This is a genomic window from Pseudomonas sp. LS-2 (assembly GCF_003605735.1).
Lineage (GTDB): Bacteria > Pseudomonadota > Gammaproteobacteria > Pseudomonadales > Pseudomonadaceae > Aquipseudomonas.
In genome coordinates this window covers 1-17668 of record NZ_QXTJ01000025.1, presented here as the reverse complement: position 1 = coordinate 17668, position 17668 = coordinate 1, and the positions used below count along the sequence as shown (strand labels likewise).

Annotated in this window: 17 protein-coding genes and 1 pseudogene; 8 read left to right on the top strand and 10 right to left on the bottom strand. The window is 56.4% G+C overall.

What is annotated here, in order from left to right; all coding sequences use genetic code 11:
* Positions 1-251: 251 nt before the first annotated feature.
* Together D3M70_RS14890 and D3M70_RS14885 are read right to left on the bottom strand one after the other, a co-directional pair.
* Positions 252-1298, bottom strand: coding sequence for a hypothetical protein (locus D3M70_RS14890; RefSeq protein ID WP_176717494.1), 1047 nt, complete (start codon positions 1296-1298; stop codon positions 252-254).
* 86 nt (positions 1299-1384) lie between these two features.
* Entirely contained in the window at positions 1385-2257 is an 873-nt protein-coding gene (locus tag D3M70_RS14885; RefSeq protein WP_016969431.1) for an HET-C-related protein, read from the bottom strand.
* Positions 2258-2302: 45 nt separating this feature from the next.
* Here D3M70_RS14885 and D3M70_RS14880 point away from each other — a divergent pair, with 45 nt between their 5' ends.
* The 4 genes from D3M70_RS14880 (at position 2303) to D3M70_RS14850 (ending at position 7039) form a co-directional block, all read left to right on the top strand.
* Entirely contained in the window at positions 2303-3220 is a 918-nt protein-coding gene (locus tag D3M70_RS14880; protein WP_016969430.1) for a hypothetical protein, read from the top strand.
* A 708-nt stretch (positions 3221-3928) separates the two neighbouring features.
* Positions 3929-4366, top strand: a complete 438-nt coding sequence (locus D3M70_RS14870) for a hypothetical protein (RefSeq protein ID WP_016969428.1) — start codon at positions 3929-3931, stop codon at positions 4364-4366.
* Positions 4367-4384: 18 nt separating this feature from the next.
* Positions 4385-4996, top strand: coding sequence for a hypothetical protein (locus D3M70_RS14865; protein WP_016969427.1), 612 nt, complete (start codon positions 4385-4387; stop codon positions 4994-4996).
* Between the two features lie 1479 nt (positions 4997-6475).
* Positions 6476-7039, top strand: coding sequence for an isochorismatase family protein (locus D3M70_RS14850; protein WP_016969424.1), 564 nt, complete (start codon positions 6476-6478; stop codon positions 7037-7039).
* On the opposite strand, the pseudogene D3M70_RS14845 reads toward D3M70_RS14850, so the two are convergent.
* A pseudogene (locus D3M70_RS14845) lies at positions 7034-7375 on the bottom strand (transposase domain-containing protein); the annotation flags it as partial. The gene D3M70_RS14850 and the pseudogene D3M70_RS14845 overlap by 6 nt on opposite strands.
* 877 nt (positions 7376-8252) lie before the next feature.
* Here D3M70_RS14845 and D3M70_RS14835 point away from each other — a divergent pair.
* Positions 8253-8810: a hypothetical protein gene (locus tag D3M70_RS14835; protein WP_120126497.1), complete on the top strand. Its 558-nt coding sequence runs from the start codon at positions 8253-8255 to the stop codon at positions 8808-8810.
* 122 nt (positions 8811-8932) lie between these two features.
* Positions 8933-9865: an AraC family transcriptional regulator gene (locus D3M70_RS14830; protein ID WP_025999690.1), complete on the top strand. Its 933-nt coding sequence runs from the start codon at positions 8933-8935 to the stop codon at positions 9863-9865.
* Between the two features lie 161 nt (positions 9866-10026).
* On the opposite strand, the gene D3M70_RS34210 is transcribed toward D3M70_RS14830, so the two are convergent.
* The 7 genes from D3M70_RS34210 to D3M70_RS14805 form a co-directional block, all read right to left on the bottom strand.
* Positions 10027-10128, bottom strand: coding sequence for a hypothetical protein (locus D3M70_RS34210; RefSeq protein ID WP_354668545.1), 102 nt, complete (start codon positions 10126-10128; stop codon positions 10027-10029).
* A 294-nt stretch (positions 10129-10422) separates the two neighbouring features.
* Complete coding sequence (locus tag D3M70_RS33215; RefSeq protein ID WP_228759039.1) at positions 10423-10740, bottom strand: SDR family NAD(P)-dependent oxidoreductase; 318 nt, start codon at positions 10738-10740, stop codon at positions 10423-10425.
* Positions 10737-10817, bottom strand: coding sequence for a hypothetical protein (locus D3M70_RS34205; RefSeq protein ID WP_354668546.1), 81 nt, complete (start codon positions 10815-10817; stop codon positions 10737-10739). The genes D3M70_RS33215 and D3M70_RS34205 overlap by 4 nt, the downstream gene beginning before the upstream one ends.
* The gene (locus D3M70_RS33210; protein ID WP_025999689.1) at positions 10787-11068 is read right to left on the bottom strand and encodes a hypothetical protein; all 282 of its coding nucleotides are present in this window, start codon (positions 11066-11068) and stop codon (positions 10787-10789) included. The genes D3M70_RS34205 and D3M70_RS33210 overlap by 31 nt, the downstream gene beginning before the upstream one ends.
* Complete coding sequence (locus tag D3M70_RS32325) at positions 11055-11333, bottom strand: zinc-binding dehydrogenase (protein ID WP_025999688.1); 279 nt, start codon at positions 11331-11333, stop codon at positions 11055-11057. Before D3M70_RS32325 ends, D3M70_RS33210 begins: the two co-directional genes overlap by 14 nt.
* Positions 11334-11665: 332 nt before the next feature.
* On the bottom strand, positions 11666-12673 hold the full coding sequence (gene cydB, locus D3M70_RS14810; RefSeq protein WP_016969245.1) for a cytochrome d ubiquinol oxidase subunit II: 1008 nt from the start codon (positions 12671-12673) through the stop codon (positions 11666-11668).
* 38 nt (positions 12674-12711) lie between these two features.
* Positions 12712-14118, bottom strand: a complete 1407-nt coding sequence (locus D3M70_RS14805) for a cytochrome ubiquinol oxidase subunit I (protein ID WP_050439964.1) — start codon at positions 14116-14118, stop codon at positions 12712-12714.
* 329 nt (positions 14119-14447) lie between these two features.
* Between D3M70_RS14805 and D3M70_RS14800 the strand changes: the two genes are divergently transcribed.
* Complete coding sequence (locus D3M70_RS14800) at positions 14448-16721, top strand: FdhF/YdeP family oxidoreductase (RefSeq protein ID WP_016975662.1); 2274 nt, start codon at positions 14448-14450, stop codon at positions 16719-16721.
* Positions 16722-17288: 567 nt separating this feature from the next.
* Positions 17289-17564, top strand: a complete 276-nt coding sequence (locus D3M70_RS14795) for a metal-sensing transcriptional repressor (RefSeq protein ID WP_016969247.1) — start codon at positions 17289-17291, stop codon at positions 17562-17564.
* Positions 17565-17668: the final 104 nt, after the last annotated feature.

Below are 17668 nucleotides of genomic sequence, written 5' to 3'. Positions count from 1 at the left end.
TAGCTGAAGGTGGTTCCGATCGACTGAATGTACAAGCTAAGCGGTCGTAGGCTCGTTCCACTAAATTTAGGCCCGGCTTTGCCGGGTCTTTTGTAGTTCCAAATCAGTAGGGATCGATACAGGAGTCGCGACAGGGTAGAGCTAGAGGGCACCAGCAATTCCACCGCAGATGACGTCGCCTTGGAACGTCCTCTCGCTCCCGAAACGATGGAAGCACTGAAGCAGGAATAGCCTACTCGAAACCCACGTTCCTAATCGCAGGCTGGGGGTTCAGGCGAATTGACCACCGTGCAAATAGCCGCCTGCATTGACTCCATATAGACCGCCGTTTCCCGATAGATTTGGCTGAAGATTGGGCCTAGGTCGCTTTGGAGCTTTGCGACCGACGCAAATTGAGTCTTGTTGGTGTCATTCGGCAAAGAGACTGAGATTGGCCTCATTGCGTCAGCAATACGTCCCATCCGTTGATCGAGCGAAGGGTGCGTCGCTGACTGTAGAGGGTGATAAATTGTTCCAGACTTCCCGGTCATAACTTCACAAACGAACTTGCGGGCTTTCGCTTCGACAGTAGCCTCAGGCGTAGGGAACTCCGTTGGCACAAAGGTCTCATGCACCACTGGGCGACTAATGAATTCCTGCGCCAGCGAGGATTGCTGCCATGCGTTGGCTGCCAGAACGAGCTGATCAACATTCCACAGAAGCGAGCCACGATGCGAGAAGAGCGGCTCCCGATACGGCGGCTCTGGCAGCAGTAGCTTCATTACGTCTAGGGCATAGGCATCAGCATCCTCCTCCCTTTTGGTTGAGACCGGGTCGCATGAGTCTTGCAGTGCTTGAAGCTTGGCTTCGCGATCTTGAGCTAGTTCGAGTTGAGCGACTCGACCTTCGTACTCGCCAGCCTGCCGTTGATAGACATGGCCAAGCTCATGAGCGAGCACATACAGCAGCGCCGGATTGGCTCGACCCAGTTTTTCACCGATATCTCCAAACAGCGCCACCGCACTTGAAGAGCAACGAAGCTCTAGTCTCTCAGCAGCAACAATCAGACAGCCGCCACGTACGCTCAGCTCGTCTAAGGGGGCATCCTTCGTGACTGCTTGAGTAGCACAGCCATAAGCGTCAATTCCATCTGAATTGGCATTGGTAACGATATAGGCAGTTAGAGTACGTCCCTCAATTAACGCTGCCCGCGGGTTCACGACGACAGTATCGAAAGGCAGTGCCTTTCCGAGCTCCCGGTAGGCCTGGGCAGCTCGGTTAATGGTCTGTTCAACCAATGCGGCCGAAGAACTGTCCAACCGACAACCTGGAATCATCTGCGCGTTGGCTGAGAGAGAGCAAAGCAGTCCGCAGGCAACGAGCACCTTCCAACTCACGCCCATATTCAGTGCGTCTCGCCGATGCTACGACGGTCTACAAACGTCTCGAACGCTACATGCTTGCCATTGAGTTGCTTCAAAAGCGGCCACCTGTTGAAGGCGTCCTCCATAAGCCCCAACGAAGCCTCCCTGGCCAAAAACACCGCCACCTTGTACTGGTTGATATTTTGAAGGTTAGGAAGTTTCTTCGCCCCGCTTTTAGTGGTAGCGGTGTCCTTCGCCAGATCGCCATGCGACGTTGTGTCAGCTGGACACAGCTGCGGCACACCCCAGAAAACGTATCCAGAGTAGAGACCTTCCTTGCGAAGCTCTTTAATACGATCACGCCCCTTAGGCTTCCACGGAGCGATGACTTCAATGTCCGTAACCTTTCGGGCTTTCGGCGCCCGCATTTCGACATAATTGGTGTGCGCATAGAAGTCTTGCACAGCATGCAGGGCTTGTCCTATGGAAAAGAACGCACTGGCAGCAGCATCCTTCATTTTTGCCAGATCACCCACGTCTTTGGCCTTCTGCGCTCTTTCGACGTAGCTGCTTGCCTCATCTAGTAAGCTCGTTACGTAAGTAGTCGCCGAATCAAAGTCGCAGTTGTCAAAATGTGCCTTGGATTCAAACTGGTGGATGATGTCCTGCTGGTAGAGGGCTTTGCGTAGCTCGGCGAGGTAAGGATTGTTCGCCAAGCCCTCGAGCACCTGCTTATGGGTGCTTGTATCGAATGGCTGGTCGCAGCCGATGCATGAAACTGGAGGGTTCGCCTGTTCAAGAGATGGCACTGTGTCGGGTGGGGGCTCTGGCCTTTCTTTCGTTCCCTCTGCCGCGTGTGCCAGTTGCCAACACACCAAAAAGGCCGCAACAACCAATGCAGTATGACTCACCATGCCTACTCTCCTTGTCACCTGTGCCGAGATTAGAGCGACCGCACCATGCACATCGAGAAATTGACACTAAAAAACCAGAATGGCTCACGCACACTGCTCTCTTTCTACACCCGAAAAAGCTTATCTCACGCTATCGTGTTTGTCGCAGGGATCAGCATGCTTGGTAATTCGATACTGTTGGTAGCTGCAGATCATGATCCAGTGGCCCTTCGCGGGTTGCAGCACACCAACGCTGAGCGGCCGCTTCTCGAATCTGCGATTAAGTCTGCAAACCTGATGACCAAGGCTAATGGTCCAACACTCACTCCTTCCTGGACGTGGAATGAAGGCGATGCCCAGTCAGTACCCGTTTACCTGGTGAAGTCGCCTGCTGGAGCTATCTCAACGCCAGCGGTGGTCCCGCGAGACTGCACGTGCGTTTTCGTAAACCTACCAGCATTCGAGGCATGGCTGAACGCCCACTCCAAAGGTTCGGGGCGCATGACGCTTGAATCAAAGCATCTGCTGACGTTTATGCTGCTTCATGAAGTCGGCCACCTGAGCAAAAATACTACAGGTGCCGAGTTCTCTAATGGCAGTCTTTCGCAGTTGAACACCGAGCCGGCTCTTGCTAAAGCTAGGGAAGAAGCAGCAGATGAGTTCGCGGCTGAGCTTGTACGCGAGTGGTCGCGGTCCACCTCTGATTTCACGACCTCAATAGAAGCGAACTGGGTGGCTAACGAACTGACGAAACTTAGCTGGAACATGCAGGCCTACAGAACGCTCGACGAGTTTGGAGCGTTGGAGACGGGGAAGCCATTGGTGTTCTTCGATCAGAACATGTCACACCCAAACTTGGCCTGGAGGATACTGCGCAGTAATCACCTCATCCAGCAATCAGAGGAGACCAAAGCCTTACTTCATAACTTTGAGGAGGCTCGCCAGAAAGGTGCAGATCCACTGCCTTTATACCAAAGCCCGTAAACTGCATAATCACGTTTACCGCGTGCAGATACAGGCATACCCTCTCATTAACTTAGCCAAAGCTAACTGAACTGCTGGCCCTATCTCGATGCATGTAGATAGACTAAATTCTCTCACGACTACAGGACGACAGCGGTCCAAAGCGAAAGACAAAGGACTGCCGGCCTCCTCAATTAGCGTCCCCTGTTAACTAGATTTAACCTTAAACTGTTGTCGTTAACAGACCAAAAAATAGATTTAACCGCTTGGATCACACTGCATAGCAACTCACCTACAGCATCGCTACTGGGTTTGTGACAGCTACCGTCCATTCGGGAGCCGATACTGGACGTCAATGTGGCGCTTGATCTCCAAGATGTCCTCGGTCGCGTCAGGAGCGGCGGCCTCGTGCTGGGAGTACAACACATCTGTCGTCTACGTCGGGTTATCTTCGATCCTGTTGCCATAGAACTAGGCCGGAGCTTGGGTACAGCGGGTCGATCGGTGATTGGTATCTGGCTCGCTTTGCTGCAAGCGGGTGGAGCGTCGTTCCATCTGTTAGAGGACAAAATGGCTTTGTCGCTCGTCGGTTCCGTCGCGATGACCCTGGTGCTCATCATCTGGCAAAAACCCGGGCGGTATCGTGGGTAAGTCCAAAGAGCAGGGGGGGGCGCCGACTACATGGTGGCACCCTGCTACAATCGCCTCCCTTGGAATAGAGAGGCCGACATGACACGGATCGCTGTAACACTTGCTAGTTCTCTTGCACTCACCGGCTGCATGACGCAGATGCCCGAATCGGAATACCAGACGATTTCTAAGTTGGTCTCAGCCGCAGGCCTGTGCAAACGCGAGCAACTTATCACCGCAGACCAATACAACAGCTTTGTCTCGTTCCAGATGCAGCGTCGTCCAGCCCAGTACCTGTATGACCAGGGCAAGCTGTGGAATATGGTTCAAAGCTACTCGGCTGAGGCGGATGCTATGGTTCTCACCGACGCAGATCGATCGAAAGCCCAGATCGCTTGTGCTCAGGTGGCTAGCGCGGCGGACGAAATGGCCAGAATGAGCCAAGCACCAGGCGTCGCACCGCAGATGCCGGTCTATACCCCTCGCAACACCAACTGCATCACCAATTACGGCTACACGACCTGCTCGTCATATTAAAGCCCGGGAACAGACCCAATGAAATATATCGCCGCCCTTGCCGTAGCCCTCTCCCTCGCGGGATGCGCCTCCGAGCAGCAGACCTGGAAGGCCACGGCCACAACCGACGAATTCACCGATAAGACCACCATGATGGTCACTACGGGCGATCTGGGCACGCCGAACTGGATCGTCACCCAGCCGCTGCACTTCTACCCGGTAGTCCGGAAGGAAGGCAGCGAGATCTACGTCGGCATCATGTCCGGTGGCCGCTTCAAGGTGCCGGTCGGTACCGTCCAACTGCGCATCGACCAGAACGAGGCGTGGACAATCTCTCCGCAGGAAACGCCGGTGAGCATGGCCCCGTCTATCCCGTTGGCCCCGCTCGTTGGGCTGCAGGGCGAGCAGGCTGCACTGGTCAACAACGCCCAGGAACAGGCGATGAAGTCCACGTCGCAGTTGATGAGCCCGTACACCGTGACAGGCGGCGATAAGGCCAAGCAGATCCTCAAACAGATGGTCTCCGGCCACCTGATCAAGTACCGCACCGTAGGCATCAATCAGGCCGCGTCGACCACCGGAGAGGCCGTTATCGACCCGTCGCTGGTCAAGTCGCTGCGGGAGATCGGCATCGAGCCGAACAGCCTGTAAGGCGTTCCTGCAGCCACAAAAAAGCCCGCCAAGCGGCGGGCTTGCGGGGACAGCGCCAATCAGATTGACGGAGTATGTACGTCGGCGGTCGCGGTGGTAGCCAGGTCAAAAGCGGGCATCACAGGGGCCAACGAGCAAGTCACCTAGGGAGTCTATTCGCCGAACAAGCATGAAACCTTCCTGCGAAGCGGTAATTACATTTGTCACCCGAAAGCGTAACGCAGTGCCAGAGGGGGTGAGCGTTGGTCGCTGGCTACCTGCAAAAGCAGCCTCTGCAGGTAGCCACAGTTTTGCTGCTGCTGATCCAATGCGGCAATAAGGAAGAGAATCCCCCGCAATCCAAAACCTGAGCGCAAGCGTAAGCCCCGGCTAAGCCGGGGCGATTCTTCGTCGGGATTCGTCAACATGGGATCAACACCTGTAAATACGTAGTCAGGATAGTCATAAGTCAATCCCGGCATGACCCTCACCCCTGGCCGGAGAATCGGCCCATGTTAACCATGTTGTTCCCAAGTGACACCCCGGTCGACAGTTCAATCCCATCGGTCACGTTGCCAACTTCATCCCTCGTCGATGACTCTGAGACCGGCGGCCGACCAGCCGCCGGTCCATTTGAGCGTGCTTGAAAGCCGCGTCGTTTCTGGATGAGACAGTTTTAATTCTCTAACGCATCCGTCCGGATCGGAATTTTAAGTGGTCGCGGCAGTTTTGCGATTCCTCTCAACGAGGCTGCAGTCCGCGAAAACAGCGATGCTCCCGCGACAGTTTTAATACTCAAAGTCTACTTCGACTCGCAACTGATCCAGCTCTGTGTTTGGGGCGCGGGAGGCCTGTAGGTGTTTCCCTTGGCTACGATCCTTTCCTCCACTATCTCCACGGGGCCAGGCCCTTTGTTCAAAGTTTTCTCAGGTACTGCGAACGTATCCGACTTCTCAGCGGCGTGGGCAGTAGGGTTACGGCTATTGGCCTTTCCTGCTCCGCCCGAGGCTTGCGCACCGGGCACCGCTGAGATCTCCCAGATTCTGTGCAAAGGACTTCCCGACGTGCGCAGGGGCTCCGACCGCGCCGGATCAGAGCATGACTGGCGTATAACGCCATGCTCCGTATTACCTTTTGCTTCGCTTAACAGCATCGGCATCCCGAATTCCTAATTACGCGGCTCAATGGCTGGCCCATCGGTTACCCCTGTCAACGCTTCACGCTGCACCTCGCGGTGCAACATGCATGAATCGGGGTCTGGTTGAATCGCCATTTCTTACCAGTATCGAACTTTAATCGACTATCCTCTGCCACCTTTAACTGATGCTCTAAGCGTCCGGCCAACACACCTTGCTCGAGCAAGGCCGGAATCCACTTCCGCGGTAGCAGCCCCTCTTCACTGATATTGTGTCGGCAACGATACCCTAGCGAGACTGCACTGCTTGTTGATGGGGGAGCGTTGCAGCACACTAAACGTCCATCGTAAGGAGACGGCCCCATATGAAGGATACACCTCGCATTCCCCTGATTATCCTTGATGTTCAGGATGCGATTGATCAACCTATTTGGGATGGTAAAAGCCACCCTGGTTATTTGTCCGCAATCCAACGCCTTCTGCGGCACTGGCGATCAAATGGCTGGCCTGTCCTTCATGTGAAGCATGATGAAAAGAATCCCACCTCCAGCTATCACGTTCATGGCCCCTGGAATGGAATCAAAAAAGAAGTGGCCCCGGTAGAGGGCGAGGCTGTCATCATCAAGCATGAGAACTGCGCATTCATAGAAACCCGATTGGATGCCATCCTTAAAAGCATGCACGTAAAACGTATTGTTCTGACCGGCGTTGTGATTCATAACAGCATGGATGCCACTATCCGAGCGGGGAAGGCACTTGGATACGAAATCATTCTTCCTGCGGATGCGACTACTGCTGTACCCGTCATCAGGCCAAATGGAACGTTTTGGGACGCCTCTACCGTTTATGAGCTGACCTTGGCCATACTGGGCACCGAATATGCCCAAGTCATGTCATCAGAAGATGTGGTCGCACAGCTTTGCCTATGAAGCAGTGGCTGGCACCCACTGATGCGGTAGCAATTGCTCGATATCACTGGTCCGCTGTGTGGGCAGCCGCGTCAGCACATCTCTGAGATAGGCATACGGATCATGCCCATTCATGCGCGCCGATTGGATCAGGCTCATGATTACAGCCGCCCGTTTACCGCTGCGCAGCGACTCGGCAAATAACAAGTTCGAGCGTCCGAGCGCCCATGGCCGTATCTGGTTTTCAACTTGGTTGTTGTCGATGGGCACAGCTGCGTCGTCCAGATAGCGCTTCAGCGCTACCCAGCATTTCAGGCTGTAATCGAGGGTTTTGGCCGTCGCTGATCCGTTCGGCACCCCAGCCACGGGCAACTCGATTTTCACTGACGCTTCGGCTGGCCGTTTAGGTACAGCCTTCAGCGGGACAAATGCTGGCAGCGAGGTCGGTGCGGGCTGGTCTCGATAGAGCGGCATCCATTTACGGATGACGATGCCGTGGCTGATGGCGACTCTGGACTCTGTTGCCCAGGTTGCAGGCATTCCTGAGCGACCTAGGCTTTGAACAGTTTCGGATAAGAGCTTCGTTGGCGTACGGAAATCTTTACGATCGGGGGTGATCGCGTTCGCCTAAAAATACGCGAATAGCATCGCCCTTAATGATGGAGTTCGGACGGTGAGCTCGCCGTACGGTTACGCGACAGGTGCTAACCCCTGCTTTGTTTCGACGTTCGATGCCGGCGCCTGGGCAACAATCCTAACTAGCCCAGCGACTTGCTACTTTCGAGAGCTTTGATGTCGACTACGATAATGTCCCCTGACTTCACCGACTTCAGCTGCAGTCGGGTAGGAATAGCTTCCGATGCACGGTAGGCACACTGTGCCGCCGACCGACTGCGCCCGCAACTTGTTAGTAATCACACTGGGCGAAACTCGATAGTGAAACGACGGTTTGGTCGATATAGGACTGGAGGCGACTCCCACGAGTCCATGTTCTGGTCGTCTAGATTCGAGCTTTTGCTCCTGGATAGCATGAGAAAGACCGGCAGCTTGTAAGCGGTGAGGGGCGGGATTCGATACTGCGAGAGGAATAGGCAAAAAGGCGGCACGTATCATGTAACGCTTTCTCATACGAAAAATTAATCTAACCCCATGCAGCAAGGAGGTCCTTCTGCGGGGTCGGCAGCACATCGTAGCTGCGGCACCCACAACTCACATAGTCTCTGGAGTTGCCGCCATGAAATCCATCAAATCAGTAGTTATCAGCGTCGCTATCGTTGCATTCAGTGCGAACACCTTTGCGGCCTACAGCCAAAAAGAACAGACTCTGATTAGCGAGTCGGGTAGTGGCGTTGTGATCACCCCCATCTCGAAAAACGGTTCTGATCGCACTCCAGGCTTCCAGCGTGTAGCTGAAGGTGGTTCCGATCGTACCCCAGGCTTCCAGCGTGTAGCTGAAGGTGGTTCCGATCGCACTCCAGGTTTCCAGCGAGTAGCTGAAGGTGGTTCCGATCGCACTCCAGGTTTCCAGCGTGTAGCTGAAGGTGGTTCCGATCGCACCCCAGGTTCCCAGCGTGTAGCTGAAGGTGGTTCCGATCGCACCCCAGGTTCCCAGCGTGTAGCTGAAGGTGGTTCCGATCGTACCCCAGGTTTCCAGCGTGTAGCTGAAGGTGGTTCCGATCGCACTCTAGGTTTCCAGCGTGTAGCTGAAGGTGGTTCCGATCGCACCCCAGGCTTCCAGCGCGTAGCTGAAGGTGGTTCCGATCAACTGAAAGCACGAGCTAAACGGTCGTAAGATAGTTTCACTAATTCTCGGCCCGGCTTTGCCGGGCCTTTTGTCATACCGAGCTAGTGGGGTATCTTACGCGTCCCTGTTTGCGCTATTCTCAGGATTAGACGATGTTCAGGGGCCTCGACATGTCAGAATCAAGTCCGCAACTCTTCCCAACCTTTGACGATCCGCTTTCATTTAAGCGGGCGGTAATTTCGTCGATTATTCGCCGTTTTACGACAGGTTCCGGAATATACCAAACCGCTATTGAGGGTCTCAATTTAGTTCGAAACGATACACCTACGGATACGCTGTATAGTGTTTATAAGCCTACACTGTGCTTGGTGGTGCAAGGTCGAAAGGAGGTTCGTCTATTTGGCGAGCGGTATGTATATGATCCTCTGAACTATTTGGTGATTTCTGTTACTCTTCCGCTCGCGGGTAAAGTTATTGAGGCATCCCCGGATGTGCCCTATTTAGGTGCGCTTTTAGACATTGATCCTGCTCAGATTAGTCAATTGATTGCTGATAGTAGTCCTGTCGGTGTCCCTAGTAATGGCGATGTAAGAGGGCTGTATCTTGGAAGTACTGATGGCCCGTTGCTGGATGCTTTGTTTCGCTTGCTGAGCTTGCTTGATAGCCCCGAAGATATCTCTCAGCTCGCACCTATGGCCTTGCGAGAAATATTTTATCGATTGCTGCGAGGTCAGCAAGGCCAGAGGCTCTACGAAATTGCAGTGGTCGACAGTCAATCATATAGAGTAACGCGAGCAATCGAATGGCTAAATAATAATTTTGCTGAACCTATGCGGATCGATGAATTAGCAAAATATGTAAATCTCGGGGTTTCGACTCTCCATCATCGTTTTAAAGCTGTTACTTCTATGAGTCCGCTCCAGTATCAGAAACAACTGCGATTGCACGAGGCTCGAAGGTTAGTGCTCAGTCAGTCAACCGATATTGCAACAGTAGCCTCTCAAGTAGGTTATGAGAGTCAGTCACAATTCAGTCGCGAGTATAGTCGGCTTTTTGGAACCTCTCCCTTACGAGATCGCGCTCGCCTTCGTCGGTCAGGCTAAGTCCATCTTCTATGGAGTATCTGAGAGAAAGGAGCTCTTTGACGTCTTAGGTGGTTCTTGAAAGTCGCGGCGATGATAGTGATCATGAGAACAAGTAGAACGACGCAGGGTATCAGCACCCAGTTTGACTTGAGTGGCCTGGGCAGAAAAAGATAGGCTGCCTATGAGCTTTCGAGTAATGGCAGCAATGTCCGTTTCGCGGGATAGTATATAAAGCTGCTCTCGCAACGTGCCTCGAATTTGCGCAGATGCCGACTCATCAAACCATCGACGACATCGGTGATCTAGGCGAACAGGAATAGAGGCATGGCTAGGGCGAGGATGGTTTCTCGCACTATAAACGAGGAGACTGTAAACAAAATCGCCTGCAAGTTGTCCTGACGACGACGTAAGCTACATCGAGTACCTGGCCTGTGATGAGGCGCTGTCTGGAGCACGCAGGTAGCGGGCGCATCGGCTATCTCCCAGGGCTGGCCTAGCCTGGGCAGTGGGGTGTTGGCGATAAGCGTCTCATCGGCCGCCGACGTGACGGTTTCAGCAGGGGTGTTTCGATGCGCCTAGGGGCCAGGGCATTGGCCGTAATGCCATAGGCCCCAAGTTTTCCTGGCAGGTGTCGAGTGAACCCGATGATGGCTGCCTTGGGTGGCACTGTAGTGGGAGGCCACAGCGTGCCATGTAACCACGAAGCCTTGGGCGCGCAATCTCTCGCCCTGAGCTTGTAGCGCTTGAGGGTTGAGGGTTGAGGGTTGAGGGTTGAGGTCGAGCAGTGCGACGGTAGCGCCTTCTTCGCAATAGCGCTGCGCAACCGCCGGACCGATGCCGCTCGCAGCACCAGAAACGAGCACATTCCTACCACTGTGACGACCTGCAATCATGGATTGATCTCCAGCATTATCTTGCCAATGTGACGACTGCTTTCCATCAGTGCATGTGCCTGGGAGGCTTCATGCAGCGGGAAAGTGCAGGAAGGCATTGACCTGCGCCAAGCAACGGCCAGACATCGGCCTGCAGGGCTGCAGCGATGTTGGCTTTTTCCGCTTTGGATCGGGCGCGGAGGGTCGAGCTGATAAAGGCCAGGCGCTTGAGTATGATCGGCATGACGTTCGACTCGGCCGTACTGCCTTCGAGAAAGGTGATCTGCACCAACTTACCTTCCACCGGCAGGGTGTCGATATTGCGCTGCAGGTAGCTACCCCCGACCATGATTGAGGATCAGGTTCACACCCTTGCCCTCGGTCTCGGCCCAGACCACCTCGGCGAAATCTTCTTCTCGGTAATTGATGGCCCGGCTGGTACCTGCGCTGCTACATGTCTCCAGCTTGGCCTCGCTGCCTGCCGTTGCCAACACCCGCGCGCCGAACTGATTGGCCAGCTGGATGGCGGTCAATCCGATTCCGCTAGACCCGCCATGCACCAGCACGGTTTCGCCGGGTAACAGGCGGTCGTGCTCGAATAGATTGGTCCACACGGTGAATTAGTTTCCGGCTGCAGTATTCAGCGTAGTCGCCACCTGGCGTGAGTGCGCACACCTACGCACCGACCTGCAATCCCTGCACGGCCGCACCCACGGCCACCACTTCGCCCGAGACTTCCAGGCCGAGGTAGGGTGAGGCTGAGGTAGAGTGAAGCATCGGCTGGCGGCGGATAGCTACCCGAGCGCTGCAATTCATCCGGGCGGTTCACACCGGTATAGGCGACCCGGATCAGCACTTCGTCGGCGGCCGGAGTGTAGATACCTACCTCGGTTACATGCATCAGTCAGCGTTGCCAATTGGGGGGGCGATCAACAGCATTGTCTGGCTAATGATAACCATCACCAATCTTAACTTTGCCGCGGAACACGTAGTAGCTCCAGGCCGTGTACACCAAGATGAACGGCAGGATGAACAGCGCGCCGATCAGCGCGAACAGCTGGCTCGCCACCGGCGAGGCCGCCTGCCACAGCGTAACCGACGGCGGGATGATGTTCGGCCAGATGCTTATGCCCAGGCCGCTGTAGCCGAGGAAGATTACCAGCAGGGTGAATAGGAACGGTGCGGCGGTGGCCCGGTGCGCCAGGGTGGTCAGGGTGCCTAAGAAGCAGAACAGCAGCAGCAGAGGCACCGGCAGGAAATAGAACAGGTTGGGCAGGCTGAACCAACGCTGGGCAATCTCGGGGTGGGCCAGCGGCGTCCACACGCTGATCACTGCGATGGCGATCAGCAGGCCCCAGATGAAGTACGAGGAGTAGCGGTACATCTCTTCCTGCAGACGCCCCTCGGTCTTCATGATCAGCCAGGTGCTGCCCAGCTGGGCGTAGGCCAGCAGCAGTGCGAAGCCACAGAACAGCGGGAACGGACGCAGCCAGTCGAGGGCGCCGCCGGCGTACATGTTGTTTGCCACCGGGATGCCATCGAGGAACGCCCCCAGGGCGACGCCCTGGGTGAAGGTGGCGATGATCGAGCCGCCGATGAACGCCTTGTCCCACCAGTGGCGGTTGCGCTCGCTGGCCTTGAAGCGGAACTCGAAGGCCACGCCGCGGAAGATCAGGCCCAGCAGCATTAGCACCAGTGGCAGGTACAGGGCGCTGAGGATCACCGAGTAGGCCAACGGGAAGGCGCCGAACAGGCCGGCGCCGCCCAGCACCAGCCAGGTCTCGTTGCCGTCCCACACCGGGGCGACGGTGTTCATCATCACATCGCGCTCTTCCTTGTCCTTGATCGCCAGGAAGAGGATACCGATGCCCAAGTCGAAGCCGTCCATGATGACGTACATCATCACGCCAAAGATGATGATCAATGCCCAGATCAAAGTGATATCCACGCCCATGGCCATCGCTCCTCAGGTTGCCGTCGCCTTCGACAGGGTCAGTGATCGTCCGCTGCGGACAGGGGGCGCGCGGGGGTCTTGGACTGGCCCGCGCCACCTTCGATCGGGTGCTCGCCTTCGTGGCGCTGCGGCCCCTTGTGCACCAGCTTGAGCATGTAGGCGATACCGGTGCCGAACAGCACGAAGTACACCACCACGAATGCCGCGAGGCTGACGCTCATCTGCGCGGTGCTCAGCGGTGATACCGCATGCTCGGTGCGCATCAGCCCGTAGACCACCCAGGGCTGGCGGCCCATCTCTGTGGTCACCCAGCCGGCCAACAGGGCGATCAGCCCCGCCGGGCCCATGCACAGCATGAACCGGAGGAACAACGGCGTGGTGTGCAGGCGGTCGCCACGGCGCAGCCACAGGCTCCACACCCCGGCGAGGATCATCAGCAGGCCCATGCACACCATGAGCCGGAAGGTCCAGAAGATCACCGTGGAGTTGGGCCGGTCCTCGGGGGGGAATGACTTCAGCGCCGGAATCTGGCGGTCGAGGCTGTGAGTCAGGATCAGGCTGCCCAGATAGGGAATCTCGATGGCGAAGTGGGTCTTCTCGGCCTTCATGTCCGGCCAGCCGGCCAGGATTAGCGGCGACGGCTCGCCCGGGACGTTCTCCCAATGCCCTTCGATGGCGGCGATCTTCGCCGGCTGGTGCTCCAGGGTGTTCAGGCCGTGGGCATCACCGACCACCGCCTGGATCGGCGCCACCACCAGGGCCATCCAGCAGGCCATCGACAGCATGGTGCGGGCCGGCTCGATGTGCTGGCGGCGCAACAAATGCCAGGCCCCCGAGGCGCCAACGAAGAACGCGGTGCTGAGGAACGCGGCGATCGCCATGTGCGCCAGGCGGTAGGGGAACGACGGGTTGAAGATCACCGCCAGCCAGTCCACCGGCACCGCGCGGCCGTCGATGATTTCGTGGCCCTGGGGCGTGTGCATCCAGCTGTTGGAGGAGAGGATCCAGAAGGTCGAGATCAGCGTGCCCAACGCCACCATGCAGGTGGCGAACATGTGCAGGCCTCGGCCTACCCGATCCCAGCCGAACAGCATCACACCTAGAAAACCAGCTTCGAGAAAGAATGCCGTGAGCACTTCGTAAGTCAGTAGTGGCCCGGTAATGCCGCCGGCAAAATAAGAGAACTGCGACCAGTTAGTGCCGAACTGATATGCCATCACCAGGCCAGAAACCACTCCCATGCCGAAGTTAAGCGCGAAGATCTTTATCCAGAACATGTAAAGATCGCGATACACCTCCCTACCGGTCTTCAGATACAGACCTTCCAGCACGGCGAGATAACTCGCGAGGCCTATGGTGATTGCCGGAAAAAGAATATGCATGGCCACTGTAAACGCGAACTGAAAACGAGCCAAATCAAGCGCCGTAGAGCTGAATGTTTCCATGGTTCTCGGCCTCACAGGGCGCGGCTTCAGTACCGCAATGCGAATGAGACGCAACAAGTAGATGAGTAGCTCATCGATTCGTTGCCTTGACATGTCGAAAGAGTGTGGCTTGATTCTAGAACACGATTTTCCCTTGTCGACCAAACTTTTGATTCCAGATCACCGGTAGGTTGGATCCAGCTTTGCTGGTTGTCTTTATTTGACAAGGCTGTACGCTTTCCTCCTGAACTGTCACAACCAAACCCAATTCCTCAAGTCCGCTAGAAGAGCGGTTTATTACGCAACTATCGGTTTATATCGAAAAAATATAAAGCGTTTAAGGAGCGACCATGACGACTCGACGCAAGGTACCCGGTGTACGTAACTACGATGGCCCAGCTGGTGGCTGGGGGGCGTTGAAGGCGACTGCGACAGCGGTGCGAGAGCAGATGGATACGCTCAAAGCGCCCATTACGCTGATGCGCACCAACCAGCCGGATGGTTTCGATTGTCCCGGGTGCGCCTGGCCCGATAAGGAACATAAGTCGACCTTTCAGTTCTGCGAGAACGGCGCTAAGGCGGTGACCTGGGAAGCGACCAACAAGCGCGTCACACCTGAGTTTTTCGCCAACCACCCGGTGGCCACGCTGCTGCACCGCAGCGATTACGAGCTGGAAGACCTCGGGCGGCTGACCCATCCGCTGGTCTACGACCACGGCAGCGACACATACAAACCGGTCGAGTGGGAGCACGCCTTCGCCCGGATCGGTGAAATCCTTCGTGGACTGGAACCCAACCAGGTCGAGTTCTACACCTCCGGCCGCGCCTCCAATGAGGCAGCCTACCTGTACCAGTTGTTCGCGCGGGCATTGGGTACCAACAATTTCCCCGACTGCTCGAACATGTGCCATGAACCCACCAGCGTGGGACTGCCTCGCTCCATTGGCATGGGCAAGGGCTCGGTGTCGCTGGACGATTTCGAATCGTGCGAGTTGGTGATTTCGATCGGCCATAACCCCGGTACCAACCACCCGCGGATGATGGGCACACTGCATGAGGTATCCCGGCGCAAGGTGCCGATCATGGTCATGAACCCACTGCGCGAGCGGGCGCTGGAACGATTCGCTGACCCGCAGGACATGATCGAGATGGCCACCTACGGCTCGACCCGGATCGCCTCGACCTACCTGCAGGTCAAGGCCGGTGGCGACGCGGCGGCAATTAAGGGGGTGATGAAGTCGCTGCTGGAGATGGAGGACTCGCTCGGCCAGGTGCTCGACTTCGAATTCATCGCCCAGCACACCAATGGCTTCGAGGCGCTCAAGGCCGATCTGCTGGCCACTGCATGGCCCGATATCGAGCACGCTAGTGGTCTGACCAAGGCCGAGATGGAAAAAGTTGCTGCAGCCTACGCTAAGTCCAACGCCACTATCGTCACCTATGGCATGGGCATCACCCAGCACAACGAGGGCACCGCGAACGTGCGGCTGATCTGCGACCTGCTGATGCTGCGTGGCAACCTCGGAAAACCCGGCGCCGGTATCTGTCCGCTGCGCGGCCACTCCAATGTGCAGGGCAACCGCACCGTGGGCATCACCGAGAAACCGTCCGCCGATTTCCTGCAGAAGATCGAGCAAGTACTGGGCTTCAAGCCGCCGGCCGAACACGGGCATGACTCGGTGCAGGCCATGCAGGCAATGATCGCTGGTACGTCGAAGGCGCTCATCTGCCTGGGCGGCAACTTCGCCGTGGCGTTGCCCGATCCGGCCCAGTGCTTCCCGGCCATGGGCAAGCTGGATCTGAGCGTGCACATCGGCACCAAGCTCAACCGCACGCATCTGCTGGTGGGCAAGGAAACCTACCTGTTCCCCTGCCTGGGGCGCACCGAGTTGGACGTGCAGAACGGAGAGCGGCAGTCGATTACCGTCGAGGACTCGATGTCGATGGTGCATGCTTCGGCTGGAAAACTGCTGCCCGCATCGGAGTTCTTGCGCTCTGAACCGGCGATCATTGCAGGCATGGCCAACGCGACGATGCCGGACAGCCCCGTGCCTTGGCTGGAACTGGGGGCCGACTACGACAAAATCCGCGACCTGATCGAGAAGACTCTTCCGGGCTTCGAGAACTTCAATGCGCGCATTCGCGTGCCGGGCGGTTTTCGCATGCCGCTACCGGCCACCGAACGCATCTGGATGACCCCCTCGGGCAAGGCCGAGTTCTTCGTCTTCCCGGGCCTACACGAGGACAAGGAAGTCGAGGGTGACGATGTACTGCGCCTGATCACCCTGCGTAGCCACGACCAGTACAACACCACCATCTATGCGATGGACGATCGCTACCGCGGCGTGTTCGGCCGCCGCGACGTGCTGTTCATGAACCCTGCCGACCTGCAGGCGCGCGGCTTAGCCCACGGCGACTTGGTGGACATCGAGACGGTCACCCATGGTCGCAAGATGCGCTATGAACGCATAACTGCCATCGAGTACAAGATCTCGCCTGGGTCGGTGGGGGCCTATTATCCCGAGGCCAACCAGCTGGTGCCGCTGGACTACATTGACGTGGACAGCGGAACGCCGTCGTACAAGTCGGTGCCGGTTAGGGTGATGCGTTCAGAGTTAGGTTGATTCGATTAGAAAGATGCCCATCCCTCTGAAATGAGATTTGAAGGGATGGGCATCAAGCCTCATGCAATTACGTTCGTGCATTTAGTCAATTGTGAAGAGGATTGTGTAATCCAGTGCCGAACATCTCATCCAGACTGCAAGGACAGTAGTGCGTTGGCAGAGGCCAATGGGCCAAAAGACCTATTGGGTCAATTTTGAGGCGATCCAAGGAACGTTGACTCGGTATCTGTCCTTTCGATGATCGCAGCTCGGCGAATCCGCGACTCGTTCAACCGAGCTTTGGGCACCCTCCATCCGTCACTCATCTCCCGTGCCTGGCTCATTCGCTACGAAACCTTATGGGACGTTCTGCTCAGTCATTTCAGTGAAATGGACGACCCTCCCAGATCGCGGAATTTCAGAGTAGACGGTAGGTGAAAGGTCGCCCGATAGCTGGATGTCGTCGTCGCAGGCGATCGATCAAGCGGGTCCGCGAGAGGGGAAAGCGCCGGGCAAAAAAATTTTGGTTGTTGTTTTATACTGTGGGGGGGTATAGTATGACCACATCAACGGCAAGGGAGGATGGCAATGCCCCAGTGCCCCAAAGAGAAGGAGAAAGCTCTCGGTCACGCTAGAGGTATTAGCGAGCAGGTCACGGCTCTAGAGCATGACCTGGAGGCTGATCCGACATGTGTCGCGGTTCTGCAGCAGTTGGCAGCAGTACGCGGTGCAATCAACGGCCTGATGGCGGCCGTTCTGGAGAGCCATCTACGGGAGGAGTTTCCTGACGGAGGGGCGAGGAGCGACTCGCAGCAACAGTCTATTAACGAAACCATCTCCATCGTTCGGTCGTATCTCCGGTAACCAATTCCAGGTGGTTTTGGTGACGGGGACCAACTCAAAAAAGGAAGTGACATCATGAAATCACGTGCAGCAGTGGCCTTTGGGCCAGGTAAACCGCTGGAAAT